At 70.7% G+C, this 14,357-nt stretch carries 9 protein-coding genes and 1 tRNA gene; 8 read left to right on the top strand and 2 right to left on the bottom strand.

Annotated elements, in window-relative coordinates; all coding sequences use genetic code 11:
* Window positions 1-34 precede the first annotated feature (34 nt).
* Entirely contained in the window at window positions 35-1,450 is a 1,416-nt protein-coding gene (gene pyk, locus ACUY4T_RS02195) for a pyruvate kinase (RefSeq protein WP_446017250.1), read from the top strand.
* 58 nt (window positions 1,451-1,508) lie between these two features.
* On the opposite strand, the gene ACUY4T_RS02200 is transcribed toward pyk, so the two are convergent.
* A tRNA-Leu gene (locus tag ACUY4T_RS02200) sits at window positions 1,509-1,591 on the bottom strand.
* Window positions 1,592-1,628: 37 nt separating this feature from the next.
* Between ACUY4T_RS02200 and ACUY4T_RS02205 the strand changes: the two genes are divergently transcribed.
* From ACUY4T_RS02205 to rpsA, 5 genes are all read left to right on the top strand, one after another.
* Window positions 1,629-2,237 (top strand): ANTAR domain-containing response regulator, encoded by a 609-nt coding sequence (locus ACUY4T_RS02205; RefSeq protein WP_445964281.1) that lies wholly within the window; start codon window positions 1,629-1,631, stop codon window positions 2,235-2,237.
* Between the two features lie 107 nt (window positions 2,238-2,344).
* Window positions 2,345-4,672, top strand: a complete 2,328-nt coding sequence (gene ppsA, locus ACUY4T_RS02210; protein WP_446017251.1) for a phosphoenolpyruvate synthase — start codon at window positions 2,345-2,347, stop codon at window positions 4,670-4,672.
* 103 nt (window positions 4,673-4,775) lie between these two features.
* The gene (gene polA / locus ACUY4T_RS02215) at window positions 4,776-7,463 is read left to right on the top strand and encodes a DNA polymerase I (protein ID WP_446017252.1); all 2,688 of its coding nucleotides are present in this window, start codon (window positions 4,776-4,778) and stop codon (window positions 7,461-7,463) included.
* A gap of 80 nt (window positions 7,464-7,543) precedes the next feature.
* Window positions 7,544-9,208: a DUF885 domain-containing protein gene (locus ACUY4T_RS02220; RefSeq protein ID WP_446017253.1), complete on the top strand. Its 1,665-nt coding sequence runs from the start codon at window positions 7,544-7,546 to the stop codon at window positions 9,206-9,208.
* A gap of 183 nt (window positions 9,209-9,391) precedes the next feature.
* Window positions 9,392-10,840: a 30S ribosomal protein S1 gene (rpsA, locus tag ACUY4T_RS02225; RefSeq protein ID WP_446017254.1), complete on the top strand. Its 1,449-nt coding sequence runs from the start codon at window positions 9,392-9,394 to the stop codon at window positions 10,838-10,840.
* Between the two features lie 83 nt (window positions 10,841-10,923).
* Here the strand turns inward: rpsA and ACUY4T_RS02230 are convergent, their stop codons facing one another.
* Window positions 10,924-11,544, bottom strand: a complete 621-nt coding sequence (locus ACUY4T_RS02230; protein ID WP_446017255.1) for a DUF4126 domain-containing protein — start codon at window positions 11,542-11,544, stop codon at window positions 10,924-10,926.
* 50 nt (window positions 11,545-11,594) lie between these two features.
* Between ACUY4T_RS02230 and coaE the strand changes: the two genes are divergently transcribed.
* Together coaE and uvrB are read left to right on the top strand one after the other, a co-directional pair.
* Window positions 11,595-12,209 (top strand): dephospho-CoA kinase, encoded by a 615-nt coding sequence (gene coaE / locus ACUY4T_RS02235; protein WP_446017256.1) that lies wholly within the window; start codon window positions 11,595-11,597, stop codon window positions 12,207-12,209.
* A gap of 74 nt (window positions 12,210-12,283) precedes the next feature.
* Complete coding sequence (gene uvrB, locus ACUY4T_RS02240; protein ID WP_446017257.1) at window positions 12,284-14,347, top strand: excinuclease ABC subunit UvrB; 2,064 nt, start codon at window positions 12,284-12,286, stop codon at window positions 14,345-14,347.
* The last annotated feature ends 10 nt before the right edge of the window (window positions 14,348-14,357 follow it).

Consider the following 14,357-nt stretch of genomic DNA (forward strand, 5'->3'; position numbering starts at 1 on the left):
CGCTTCGGCGCGCAACCCCTGGAGCACACACCACATGAGAAGAGCGAAGATCGTCGCCACGCTCGGGCCGGCAACGTCCAGTTACGAGCAGATCCGCGCGATCATCGATGCGGGCATCGACGTCGCCCGGATGAACCTCAGCCACGGCAGCTACGACGTGCACGAGGGCGTCTACCAGAACGTGCGCAAGGCCGCGAACGACTCCGGCCGCGCGGTCGCCGTGCTCGTCGACCTGCAGGGGCCGAAGATCCGCCTGGGCAAGTTCGCCGACGGGCCGCACGAGCTCGCCGAGGGCGACATCTTCAAGATCACGACCGAGGAGATCCTCGGGACGAAGGAGATCGTCGGGACGACCTTCAAGGGCCTGCCGCACGACGTCGAGGAGGGCGACCACCTGCTCATCGACGACGGCAAGGTGCGCGTCGAGGTCGTCGAGACCGACGGCACCGTCGTGACCACCAAGGTGATCGTCGCCGGCCCGGTCTCGAACAACAAGGGCATCAACCTGCCCGGCGTCGCGGTCAACGTCCCCGCGCTCTCCGAGAAGGACGAGGCCGACCTCCGCTGGGGCCTCAAGCTCGGCGCCGACCTCATCGCCCTGTCGTTCGTGCGCAACGCCGCCGACATCGACCGCGTGCACGAGATCATGTCGGAGGAGGGTCGTCGCGTCCCCGTCATCGCCAAGATCGAGAAGCCGCAGGCCGTCGACGCCCTCGAGGGCATCGTCGAGGCCTTCGACGGCATCATGGTCGCCCGCGGCGACCTCGGCGTGGAGCTGCCGCTGGAGGCCGTCCCGATCGTGCAGAAGCGCGCGATCGAGATCGCGCGACGCCTGGCCAAGCCCGTCATCGTGGCCACGCAGATGCTCGAGTCGATGACGCACTCGCCCGTGCCGACGCGCGCCGAGACGTCGGACGTCGCGAACGCGATCCTCGACGGCGCGGACGCCGTCATGCTCTCCGGCGAGACGAGCGTCGGGGAGTACCCGGTCGAGACGGTCGAGACGATGGCGCGCATCATCGAGTCGACCGAGAAGCACGGCCTCGAGCGCATCCCGCCGCTCGGCACCAAGCCGCGCACGCAGGCGGGCGCGATCACGCTCGCCGCGGTCGAGGTCGCCGACTTCGTCGAGGCCAAGTACCTCTGCGTGTTCACGGAGTCGGGCGAGTCGGTGCGCCGCATGACGCGCCTCCGCTCGAACATCCCGATCCTGGCGTTCACGCCGTACCCTGCCATCCGCCGGCGCATGGCGCTGAACTGGGGCGTCGAGTCGTTCGTCGTCGAGCGCGTCACGCACACCGACCAGATGGTCGGGCAGGTCGACGAGGTCCTCGCGAAGACCGGCAAGGCCGACGCGGGCGAGAAGGTCGTCATCATCTCGGGATCCCCTCCCGGAATCCCCGGCACCACGAACGACGTGCGCGTCCACGTCGTCGGCGAGGTGCTGTAGCCGTTCGCACGCGAGGCCCGGTCGTCCCAGCGGAGGACCGGGCCTCCGGCGTACCCGGTGCCGGTGGTGGGGGTCGAACCCACACGCCCTCTCGGGCAAAGCATTTTGAGTGCTCCGCGTCTGCCATTCCGCCACACCGGCCGCAAGGCCCCGGCCAGAATACCGTAGGCTTTCCTGCGTGACAGACACCGAAGAGACCCAGTCGACCGCGCCGCGCCGCGTCGTGGTGGCGGAGGATGAGTCGCTCATCCGCCTCGACATCGTCGAGATCCTGCGCGACAACGGCTTCGAGGTCGTCGGCGAGGCCGGAGACGGCGAGACGGCGGTCGCGCTCGCGACCGAACTCCGCCCCGACCTCGTCATCATGGACGTGAAGATGCCGCAGCTCGACGGCATCTCCGCGGCGGAGCGGCTCTCGAAGGGCCACATCGCCCCGGTCGTGCTCCTCACGGCGTTCAGCCAGAAGGAGCTCGTCGAGCGCGCGACCGAGGCCGGTGCGCTGGCCTACGTGGTGAAGCCCTTCACGCCGAACGACCTCCTGCCCGCGATCGAGATCGCGCTCGCCCGCCACGCCCAGATCATCGCGCTCGAGGCCGAGGTCGGCGACCTCGTCGAACGCTTCGAGACGCGCAAGCTCGTCGACCGCGCCAAGGGCCTGCTGAACGAGAAGATGGGGCTCACCGAGCCCGAGGCCTTCCGCTGGATCCAGAAGGCGTCGATGGACCGTCGCCTGACGATGAAGGACGTCTCGCAGGCGATCATCGAGCAGCTCGCGCCCAAGAAGTAGCCCGACACAGCTCGGGACTTGCGTCCCGGTCCGCGTGCCGCGCCCCGTGGAACCATGGGGTCCGCCGGGCCCGTCGGTCCGGCGACCGACGAGGGCAGGGGGGCCGGATGCTCGGCGACGACCGTTCCAGGCTGGTGAGCCGCTTCGAGGAGATCCGGCTCGGCGACGCCGACTCCGTCGGCGGGAAGGGCGCGAACCTCGGCGAGATGACGGCGGCCGGCCTGCCGATCCCGCCCGGGTTCGTGATCACCGCCGCCGCGTACCTCGAGGCGATCGAGCACGCCGGCGTCAGGTCGGCGCTGCTCGAGCGGTTCCGCGAGGCCGCCGCGGCGGCCGACGACACCGAGGCGCTCGCGGTCGCGGCGGCGGAGCTTCGCGAGACCGTCCGCGGCATCCCGATCCCGGACGACGTCCGCGAGGCGATCCTGGGGGAGTACCACCGGCTGGGCGAGGGCTCGCCGGTGGCGGTCCGCTCCTCCGCGACGTCCGAGGACACGGCGGGAACGTCGTTCGCGGGCATGCACGACACCTACAACAACGTCGTGGGCGACGAGGCCGTCCTGGGTCGCGTGCGCGACTGCTGGGCGTCGCTCTACGGCGATCGCGTCATCGCCTACCGGGCCGGGCAGCGCATGGACGAGGAGCCGGTCCTGGCCGTGGTGGTGCAGGTCCAGATCGCGTCGGACCGTTCCGGCGTGATGTTCACCGTCGATCCCTCGACGGGCGCTCGGGACCGGATGGTGATCGAGGCGGCGCTCGGCCTCGGCGAGGTCGTCGTCTCCGGGGCCGTGGAACCCGACACCTACGTCGTGGCGAAGGACGGACCCCGCATCGTCTCCGTGCGCGTCGGCCGCCAGTCGCACGCGCTCGTTCCCGGCCGTCAGGGGACGGTCGAGCGCGAGGAGCTCGATCCCCGCACCGCGGACGCGCGCGTCCTGAGCGATGACGAGGTGCTCGCGGTCGCCTCGCTGGGGCTTCGGGTCGAGCAGTTGTACGGCGAGCCGCAGGACACCGAGTGGGCGTACTCGGGCGGGACGCTCCACATGCTCCAGTCGCGTCCCGTGACGACGCTCGGGGGAGGGCCGCTCCACGCTTCGGACGCGGGGGGACCGCCGGCGGGGACGGTGCTGCTCCGCGGCCTGGCCGCCGCACCGGGGCGGGCATCCGGGCGGGTGCGCATCCTGCAGAGTCCCGCCGACGGCGCCCGCCTGCAGTCCGGCGAGATCCTCGTGGCCCCGATGACCAACCCCGACTGGGTGCCGACCATGCGGCGCGCCGGAGCGGTCGTGACGGACGGCGGCGGCATGACCTGCCACGCCGCGATCGTCGCGCGCGAGCTCGGGGTGCCGGCCATCGTCGGGGCGCGATCGGCGACGACCACGCTGCGCGACGACGAGCTCGTGACGGTCGACGGGGCCAAGGGCGAGGTGGTCGAGGGGGCCGACGTCGCGCCATCCGCCCCGGAGGCCGGTGCGACGCCGCTCGCGTTCGTGTCGCCGGTCGCCGCGCCGGCCGCGCCCGAGCCGCTGGCCACGCGCCTCTACGTCAACCTCGCGATCGCGGAACGCGCCGCCGAGGTCGCCGCCATGGACGTGGACGGCGTCGGCCTGCTGCGCGCCGAGTTCATGGTCACCGACGCGCTCGGCGGGCGCCATCCGCGCGAGATGCTGGCCCGCGGGGAACGCGAGGAGTTCGCCGAGCGGATGAGCGCCTCGCTGCTGGAGGTCACCCGCGCCTTCGGGGACCGGCCCGTGGTGTACCGCACGATCGACTTCCGCAGCAACGAGTTCCGCGGACTCGAGGGCGGTGACGCGTACGAGCCGCAGGAGAGCAACCCGATGATCGGGTACCGCGGCGCGTTCCGGTACGTCACGGAGCCCGAGCTGTTCCGGCTCGAGCTCGAGGTGCTCGCGCGGGTGCGCGAGGAGACGCCGAACCTGCACCTGATGCTGCCCTTCGTGCGGACTCGCTGGGAACTCGAAGCCTGCCTCGAGCTCATCGACGCGAGCCCGCTCGGCCGGCAGCGCGGCCTCCGGCGGTGGGTCATGGCCGAGGTCCCGTCGATCGCCTTCCGGATCCCGGAGTACGCCGCGATGGGCATCGACGGCGTCTCGATCGGCTCGAACGACCTCACCCAGCTGATGCTCGGGGTCGACCGGGACTCCGAGATCTGCGCGGAGCTGTTCGACGAGTCGGATGCGGCCGTGCTCGACGCGATCGAGCGGATCATCGGCGCCTGCCGTCGCGCGGGCATCACGTCGTCGCTCTGCGGGCAGCGCCCCTCGAACGACCCGGGGTTCGCCGAGCACCTCGTGCGCTACGGGATCGATTCGATCTCCGTCAACCCGGATGCCGCGGACCGGACGCGCCGGGTCGTCGCCGCGGCCGAGCGCCGGATCCTGCTCGATGCGGCGCGCGACGGCGCCCGCGGCTGATCCGCCGGGGGCCGCCGGAGCACCGGAGGGGAGCGTGGCGGCGGGCTCCCGTCGGGCGCTCCCGCGGGCGGGCCGTGTCGGCGCCCGCTTGTAGTCTTGGGGGGTGTCGGACCCCACCCCTGCAAAGCCCACCCTCCTCGTCGTCGACGGGCACTCGCTCGCCTATCGCGCCTTCTACGCCCTTCCCGTCGACAGCTTCAGCACCCGCGACGGCCAGCACACGAACGCCATCCACGGCTTCCTCTCCATGCTGCTCATGCTGCTGCGCAACGAGAAGCCGACGCACCTGGCGGTCGCGTTCGACACGTCTCGACAGTCGTTCCGCACCCGCGACTACGCGGAGTACAAGGCGAACCGGAGCGAGACGCCGTCCGAGTTCAAGGGCCAGATCGGGCTGCTGAAGGACGCACTGCGCGCCATGCGCATCACGGTGCTCGAGAAGGAGGACTACGAGGCCGACGACATCCTCGCCACGCTCGCCTCGCGCGGCTCCGCCGCCGGCTACGAGGTGCTCGTCGTCTCCGGCGATCGCGACACCATCCAGCTCGTCGACGACGACGTCACGCTCCTCTACCCGAACGTGCAGGGCGTCTCGCAGCTCAAGCGCTACGACGCCGATGCAGTGCTCGAACGGTACGGCGTGCGGCCCGAGCAGTACCCGGACGTCGCCGCGCTGGTCGGCGAGACGAGCGACAACCTGCCGGGCATCACCAAGGTGGGCGAGAAGACCGCCGTCAAGTGGCTCGGGCTCTACGGCAGCCTCGACGGCATCCTCGAGCACATCGACGAGATCAAGGGCGTGGTCGGCGACAACCTGCGACGCGAGCGCGAGAACGCCGTGCGCAACCGCCGGCTGAACCGTCTCGTGCGCGACCTCGAACTCGACGTCGAGCTCGACGAGCTCGCGGCGAAGCCGATGGACGAGGCCGCCGTGCGCGAGCTGTTCGACCGGCTCGAGTTCAAGACGCTGCTCGAGCGCGTGGTGAAGATGGCGAACGAGGGCAACGGGGTCACCGCCGACGGGTCGGCGGCCCTGGCGGCCGAGCCGGAGCCGGCGGCGACCGCCCCGGAGCCGCAGTCGCTCCGCGGCGACGAGCTCGCGGCGTGGTTCGATCGCGCCGTCGCGGCCGAGCCGGCGGGCCTGGGCCTCAGCCTCGAGGTGCTCGACGGGCGGGTGATCGGGGCCGGCGTCGCGTCGTCCACCGAATCGCTGGCGCTGGCGTGGACCTCCGGCCGGCCCGACCTCGCACCGTTCGAGGCCTGGCTGGCGAGCGATGCGCCGAAGGTCATGACCGACGCGAAGCCGCAGCTGAAGGCCATGCGCCGTTCGGGCCTGGCCTTCGACGGGCTCGTGGTCGACACGCTCGTCGCCGGATGGCTCGTCCGACCGAGCCTCGCCGAGAAGGACCTGGCCGACCTCGTCTCGCGCTACCTCCGCGAGACGATCCCGATGGCCGACCCGTCGCAGCTCGTCCCCGATGCGGAGTCGACCGCCGGGCCGCCCGAGTTCGCCTGGTACTCGCTGCGCGTCGCGCCGCTCGTGCTGGCCGCGCTGTCCGAGGGGTCGCGGCGCGTGCTCGCCGACCTCGAGATCCCGGTGGTCCGCATCCTCGCCGAGATGGAGCTGCGGGGCGTCACCGTCGAGCACGACAAGCTGGCCGAACTCTCGTCCCAGCTCGGCGAGCGGGCGGCATCGCTCGCCCGGTCGGCGTACGCCGAGATCGGTCGCGAGGTGAACCTCGGCTCGCCCAAGCAGCTGCAGGAGGTGCTGTTCGACCAGCTCGGCATGCCGAAGACCCGTGCGACGAAGACCGGCTACTCCACCGACGCCGGCGCCCTCGCCGACCTGCAGGAGACGAACCCGCACCCCTTCCTGGGCCTGCTGCTCGAGCACCGCGACGCGACGAAGCTGCGCCAGATCGTGGAGACGCTCGACAAGTCGATCCAGTCCGACGGGCGGGTGCACACGAGCTACGTCCAGGTGGGCACCACCACCGGGCGCATCTCCTCGACCGACCCGAACCTGCAGAACATCCCGGTCCGCACCGAGGAGGGCCGCCGCATCCGGGCCGCCTTCACCCACGGCTCCGACTACGCGGAGCTGCTCACGGCCGACTACTCGCAGATCGAGATGCGCATCATGGCGCACCTGTCGCAGGACCCCGGCCTGATCGAGGCCTTCCACTCGGGTGAGGACCTGCACCGCTTCGTCGGCGCCCGCATCTTCGACGTCGACCCCGCCGACGTCACGCCCGTCATGCGCACCAAGGTCAAGGCGATGTCGTACGGGCTCGCCTACGGCCTCAGCGCGTTCGGCCTGTCGAAGCAGCTCCGCATCGACCGCGGCGAGGCGACGCAGCTCATGAAGGACTACTTCGAGCGATTCGGCGCCGTGCGCGACTACCTCCGCGGCGTCGTCGCGCAGGCGAAGGTCGACGGCTACACCGAGACGATCTTCGGGCGCCGGCGCCCCTTCCCCGACCTCAACAGCCCCAACCGGGTGCTCCGCGAGAACGCCGAGCGCGCCGCCCTGAACGCGCCGATCCAGGGTTCTGCGGCCGACATCATGAAGTTCGCGATGATCGGGGTCGAGCGCGAGCTGCAGGCGCGCGAGCTGCGCTCGCGCATGCTCATGCAGGTGCACGACGAGCTCATCTTCGAGATCGCCGGCGGCGAGGGCGACGAGGTCGAGGCGATCGTGCACGATCGGATGGCCGGCGCGGCCGACCTGCTCGTGCCGCTCGAGGTGCAGGTCGGGCGCGGGCGCGACTGGGAGGACGCCGCCCACTGACGTGGAGTCGGCCGCCGTCGCGAGTCGAGGAGTGCTCGGAGGTTGGCGGCGGCGTCATCCGCTCGTCTAGGCTCGCGCGCATGGCCAACGCTGATCGCACGCCCACCGAGGTCGACCGCGTCGCGGAGGCGTGGGTCGACACGCTCGTCGAGATCGACCCCGCGACCGCGACCTACATCGGACGGACCGAGCAGGACCATCGCCTGCCCGACTTCTCGCCGGAGGGGCACGACGCCCGCGTCGACGCGGTGCGCTCGGCGCTGCGGTCGCTGCGGGCCGCCCGGCCCGTCGACGAGATCGACCGCATCACGGTCGCCGACCTCGGCAGCGAGCTGGACCTCGCGCTGGAGTCCGACGCGGCCGGCCTCCACCTCCGCGACCTCAATGTCATCGCGAGTCCCGCCCAGGAGATCCGCGACGTGTTCGACCTCATGCCGACGGCGCGCGTCGAGGACTGGGAGCGGATCGCCACCCGACTCGCCGCGGTCCCGGCCGCGGTCGAGGGGTACGTCCGGACCCTGCGCCTGGGGATCGAGCGCGGCACCGTGCCCGCGGTCCGGCAGGTTCGCGAGGTGGCCGAGCAGGCGCGCCGCACCGCCCGGGCCGACGGGTTCTTCCCCGCCTTCGTCGCCGGGGCCGAGCCGGTCGCGGGCGACGCGCTCCGCGGCGAGCTCGAGCGGGGCGCGGCCGACGCCGCCTCCGCGTACGAACGCCTCGCCGCGTTCCTGGAGGACGAGCTCGCTCCGCACTCCACGCCGGAGGACGCGGTCGGACGCGATGCCTACGCACTCCAGTCCCGTCGCTTCCTCGGGGCGGAGGTCGACCTCGACGAGACCTACGAGTGGGGCATCGAGGAGCTCGCGCGGATGGTCGCCGAGCAGGAGGCCGTGGCGCGCGAGATCCTCCCGGGCGCCTCCGTCGAGGAGGCGGTCGCGCACCTCGAGTCCGACTCCTCCCGCAAGCTCGTCGGCACCGAGGCGCTGCGTCGCTGGATGCAGGAGACCAGCGACCAGGCGGTCGCGGAGCTCGGCGCGACGCAGTTCGACATCCCCGACGAGATCCGCACGCTCGAGTGCCTCATCGCGCCCACGCAGGAAGGCGGCATCTACTACACCGGCCCGAGCGACGACTTCAGCCGGCCGGGCCGCATGTGGTGGTCGGTGCCGGAGGGCGTGACCGAGTTCGACGCGTGGCGCGAGAAGACGACGGTGTACCACGAGGGGGTGCCCGGTCACCACCTGCAGATCGGCCAGGCCGTCGTCAACCGCGGCCTGCTCAACACCTGGCGCCGCCAGCTGGCCGGCACGTCGGGTCACGCCGAAGGATGGGCGCTCTACGCGGAGCGGCTGATGGAGGAGCTCGGCTACCTCGACGACCCCGCGGATCGGCTCGGCATGCTGGACGGCCAGCGCATGCGCGCCGCTCGAGTGGTCCTCGACATCGGCGTGCACCTGGGCAAGCCGCGCCCCGACGGGGCCGGCGCCTGGACGGGGGAGTACGCGTTCGAGTTCCTCGGCGCCAACGTGAACATGCCCGCCGAGTTCGTGCGATTCGAGGTGCACCGCTACCTCGGCTGGCCGGGACAGGCGCCGTCCTACAAGGTCGGACAGCGCATCTGGGAGGGGCTGCGCGACGAGGTGCGACGCCGTGAGGGCGCGGACTTCGACATCCGCTCCTTCCACTCGCGAGCGCTCGCCCTCGGCGGGGTCGGCCTCGACACGCTCCGGGGCGCGCTGGTGGGGTGAGTCGCGCCGCCGAGGGGGTCGACGGCGTGCCGCCGCGGCCTCCGGTTGCCCCCGGGCTGCGGATGCGGATAGGATGAGGTGTCACTCGTGTGACATTCCTGTCCGCATGCCCGCCGCGGATCACCAAGAACACGCTCATTCCGCATCGGGCCCGATTCTGTCCATTAACGGAGCATCCACTACATGACAACCGCAACGACCAAGGCGCCCAAGCAGGTCGCAATCAACGACATCGGATCTGCTGACGATTTCCTCGCCGCGGTCGAGAAGACCCTGAAGTTCTTCAACGACGGCGACCTGATCGAGGGCACCGTCGTGAAGATCGACCGCGACGAGGTCCTCCTCGACGTCGGCTACAAGACCGAGGGCGTCATCCCCTCGCGCGAGCTTTCCATCAAGCACGACGTCGACCCCAGCGAGGTCGTCGAGGTCGGCGACACCGTCGAGGCCCTCGTCCTCCAGAAGGAGGACAAGGAAGGCCGTCTGATCCTGTCGAAGAAGCGCGCGCAGTACGAGCGCGCGTGGGGCGACGTGGAGAAGATCAAGGAGAACGACGGCGTCGTCACCGGTACCGTCATCGAGGTCGTCAAGGGCGGCCTCATCGTCGACATCGGCCTCCGCGGCTTCCTCCCGGCCTCGCTCATCGAGCTGCGTCGCGTCCGCGACCTCACGCCGTACCTCGGCCAGGAGATCGAGGCGAAGATCCTCGAGCTCGACAAGAACCGCAACAACGTGGTCCTCTCGCGTCGCGCCCTCCTCGAGCAGACCCAGTCGGAGTCGCGCTCGACCTTCCTCCAGAACCTCCACCCGGGCCAGATCCGCAAGGGCGTCATCTCGTCGATCGTCAACTTCGGTGCGTTCGTCGACCTCGGTGGCGTCGACGGTCTCGTCCACGTCTCGGAGCTCTCGTGGAAGCACATCGAGCACGCGTCCGAGGTCGTCGAGGTCGGCCAGGAGGTCACCGTCGAGGTGCTCTCCGTCGAGCTCGACCGCGAGCGCGTCTCACTGTCGCTCAAGGCGACCCAGGAGGACCCGTGGCAGGTCTTCGCCCGGACCCACGCCATCGGCCAGGTCACCCCGGGTAAGGTCACCAAGCTGGTTCCCTTCGGCGCGTTCGTCCGCGTCGCGGACGGCATCGAGGGCCTCGTGCACATCTCGGAGCTGTCGGGCCGCCACGTCGAGCTGGCCGAGCAGGTCGTCTCGGTCGGCGAAGAGGTCTTCGTCAAGGTCATCGACATCGACCTCGAGCGCCGCCGCATCTCGCTCTCGCTGAAGCAGGCGAACGAGGGCGTCGACCCCGAGGGCACCGAGTTCGACCCGGCGCTCTACGGCATGCTCACCGAGTACGACGAGCAGGGCAACTACAAGTACCCCGAGGGCTTCGACCCCGAGACCAACGAGTGGCGCGAGGGCTTCGACGCCCAGCGCGAGAAGTGGGAGCAGGAGTACGCTGCGGCCCAGGCTCGCTGGGAGGCGCACAAGAAGCAGGTCGCCGCGTCGCTCGCGGCCCAGGCTTCGGACGACTCGTTCTCGTCGGGCGGCTCGTCGTTCTCGAGCGAGTCCGCCGGTGCGGGCACGCTTGCCGACGACGCCTCGCTGGCCGCGCTGCGCGAGAAGCTCTCGAGCAACTGATTCCACCGCTCGAACGGCGAATCGAACGGAAGGCCGGTCCCCTCGGGGGTCGGCCTTCCGGCGTTCCCGGCCCGGCGCGGGAGTCAGGTCCCGGAGGTCGCGGCATCGCGCCGCCGTCGCCGCTCGCGACGCTGGTCGCCGCGCCGACGCAGGAGCACGACCACGAGGACGGCCATCACGACGATCGCGATGAGCACGAGGGCCGGGAGCAGGATCGCCACGAACGAGAGCGAGACGCTGCCGACATCCTCGAGCGTGCTCGCCACCGGTGCCCCCACCCCGGCGGTGGACGCGTTCACGACCGGCCGCGCGGCCGCCTTGGCGAGGTGCACCCCGAGCGCGAGCACGACGCCGATGGCGACCGGGATCCAGTCGGGAGAGAAGAAGAACGCCTCGGGATCGGTGACCGCGACCGTCGACGCCCCCACGCCCGAGCCGAACGCGAGCCCGCCCGCCGTGGGCCTGACGACGGTCTGGACGATGTCGTTCAGCGAGTCGAGCCCCGGCACCTTGTCGGCCACGACCTCGATCACGAGGAGGACCGCCAGGATCAGCAGGACCCACTCGTTCGACAGCCAGGCCCACCCCTCGGGGAGCTCGACCAGGCCGGTGAAGCGGTCGAGCGCGCCGATCACGAGCAGGGGGATCCAGGCGTTCAGGCCCGCCGAGAGCGCGAGCCCCGTCGCCGTGAGCACCTCGAGCATGCGACCTCCTCGGTTGGGGACGAGTGTCGCACACGCAATAGGGTGATCGTGTGTACCTGATCGGCCTCACCGGCGGAATCGCCTCCGGAAAGTCCACCGTCGCCCGGCGGCTCGTCGAGCACGGCGCGATCCACCTCGACGCCGACCAGCTCGCGCGTCGGGTCGTCGAGCCCGGGAGTGCCTGCCTGGACGCGATCGTCGCCGAGTTCGGCGAGGGCGTGCTCCGTCACGACGGCACGCTCGACCGGCCGAAGCTCGGCGAGATCGTGTTCCACGACGACGCAGCCCGAGCCCGGCTGAACGCGATCGTGCATCCGGCGGTGCGCGACCTCTCGGGCCGTCTCATCGCCAAGGCCGAGGAGGAGGATCCCGACGCGGTCGTCGTGTACGACGTGCCCCTCCTGGTCGAGGCGCAGGTCGACCACCCGTTCGACCTCGTCGTGGTCACGAGCGCGCCGAAGCGCGCGCAGGTCGACCGCCTGGTGAACGAGCGCGGTCTCGACCCCATCCAGGCGGAGGCGCGGGTCGACGCGCAGGTCGGCGACGCCGATCGCCGTGCCGTCGCCGACGTGGTGATCGACACCGGCGGCAGTCTGGCGCACACCATGAGCCAGGCCGACGCGCTCTGGGTCGACATCGAGCGGGCGCGTCGAGCCCGGGGCTGATCCCGAGCGGATGCCGCCGGCCGCCGCATCCCGCTCCCAGCCTCGGTGTCGGAGGTCGAACCTAGACTGGACCCATGCAGTCGACCCGTTCCGTGCGCCCGTTCGAGGTCGTGAGCGAGTACTCGCCGAGCGGCGACCAGCCGCAGGCGATCGCCGACCTCGCGGCGCGAATCAACGCCGGCGAGACCGATGTCGTGCTGCTCGGCGCGACCGGAACGGGCAAGTCGGCGACCACCGCCTGGCTCGTCGAGCAGGTGCAGCGGCCCACCCTCGTGCTCGCGCACAACAAGACGCTCGCCGCGCAGCTCGCCAACGAGTTCCGCGAGCTCATGCCGAACAACGCGGTCGAGTACTTCGTCTCGTACTACGACTACTACCAGCCCGAGGCCTACGTGCCGCAGACCGACACCTTCATCGAGAAGGACTCCTCGATCAACGCCGAGGTCGAGCGGCTGCGCCACTCGACGACCAACTCGCTGCTCAGCCGGCGCGACGTGGTCGTCGTGTCGACGGTCTCCTGCATCTACGGACTCGGCACGCCCGAGCAGTACCTCAACGCGATGATGCCGCTCCAGGTCGGCCAGCGCGTCGACCGCGACTGGCTCATCCGAAAGTTCGTGTCGATGCAGTACCAGCGCAACGACGTCGACTTCTCCCGGGGCACCTTCCGCGTCCGCGGCGACACGATCGAGATCATCCCGGTCTACGAGGAGCACGCGATCCGGATCGAGATGTTCGGCGACGAGATCGAGGCGCTCCACAGCCTCCATCCGCTCACGGGGTCGGTCATCGCCAGGCTCGACTCGGTTCCGGTCTTCCCCGGCTCGCACTACGTCGCGAGCACCGACGTGATGCAGCGGGCCATCGGCACCATCCGCGACGAGCTCGACGAGCGGCTCGGCGAACTGGAACGCGAGGGAAAGCTGCTCGAGGCGCAGCGTCTCCGGATGCGCACGACCTTCGACCTCGAGATGATGGAGCAGATCGGGTTCTGCTCGGGCATCGAGAACTACTCCCGGCACATCGACGGGCGCGCCCCGGGCGAGGCGCCGCACTGCCTGCTCGACTACTTCCCGGACGACTTCCTCGTGGTGATCGACGAGTCGCATGTCACGGTCCCGCAGATCGGCGCCATGTACGAGGGTGACTCGTCGCGCAAGCGCACCCTCGTCGAGCACGGATTCCGGCTGCCGAGCGCGCTCGACAACCGGCCGCTGAAGTGGGACGAGTTCAAGGACCGCGTCGGCCAGACCGTCTACCTCTCGGCCACGCCCGGCCGGTACGAGATGGGCATCGCCGACGGCGTGGTGGAGCAGATCATCCGTCCCACGGGCCTCGTCGATCCCGAGATCGTCGTGAAGCCGTCGAAGGGGCAGATCGACGACCTGCTCGAGGAGATCCGCGCACGGGCCGAGCGCGACGAGCGCGTGCTGGTCACGACGCTGACCAAGCGGATGGCCGAGGAGCTGACCGACTTCCTGACCGAGGCGGGCGTGCGCGTCCGGTACCTCCACTCCGATGTCGACACGCTCCGCCGCGTCGAACTGCTCACCGAGCTTCGCGCCGGCGTCTACGACGTGCTCGTCGGCATCAACCTCCTCCGCGAGGGACTCGACCTGCCCGAGGTGTCGCTGGTCGCCATCCTCGATGCCGACAAGGAGGGCTTCCTCCGTTCGTCGACGTCGCTCATCCAGACGATCGGCCGCGCGGCGCGCAACGTCTCGGGGCAGGTGCACATGTACGCCGACGTGACGACCGAGTCGATGCAGCTCGCGATCGACGAGACGAACCGGCGTCGCGACCTGCAGCTCGAGTACAACCGGGCGAACGGCATCGACCCCACGCCGCTGCGCAAGCGCATCGCCGACATCACCGAGGTCCTCGCGCGCGAGGAGGCCGACACGGCGGCGCTGCTCCGCGGGCGGGACGCGAAGAAGTCCTCGCCGGTGCCGATGCGGCGCGAGGGGATCGCCGCCGAGGGCGCGAACGATCTCGAGGACCTGATCCGCGACCTCAACGAGCAGATGCTCGAGGCGGCCGGCGAGTTGAAGTTCGAACTCGCGGCCCGCCTCCGCGACGAGGTGGCCGAGCTGAAGCGGGAGCTCCGGCAGATGGAGAAGGCGGGGCACCTGGGCTGAGCGGTGCGCC

Source organism: Agromyces arachidis, from assembly GCF_052805135.1.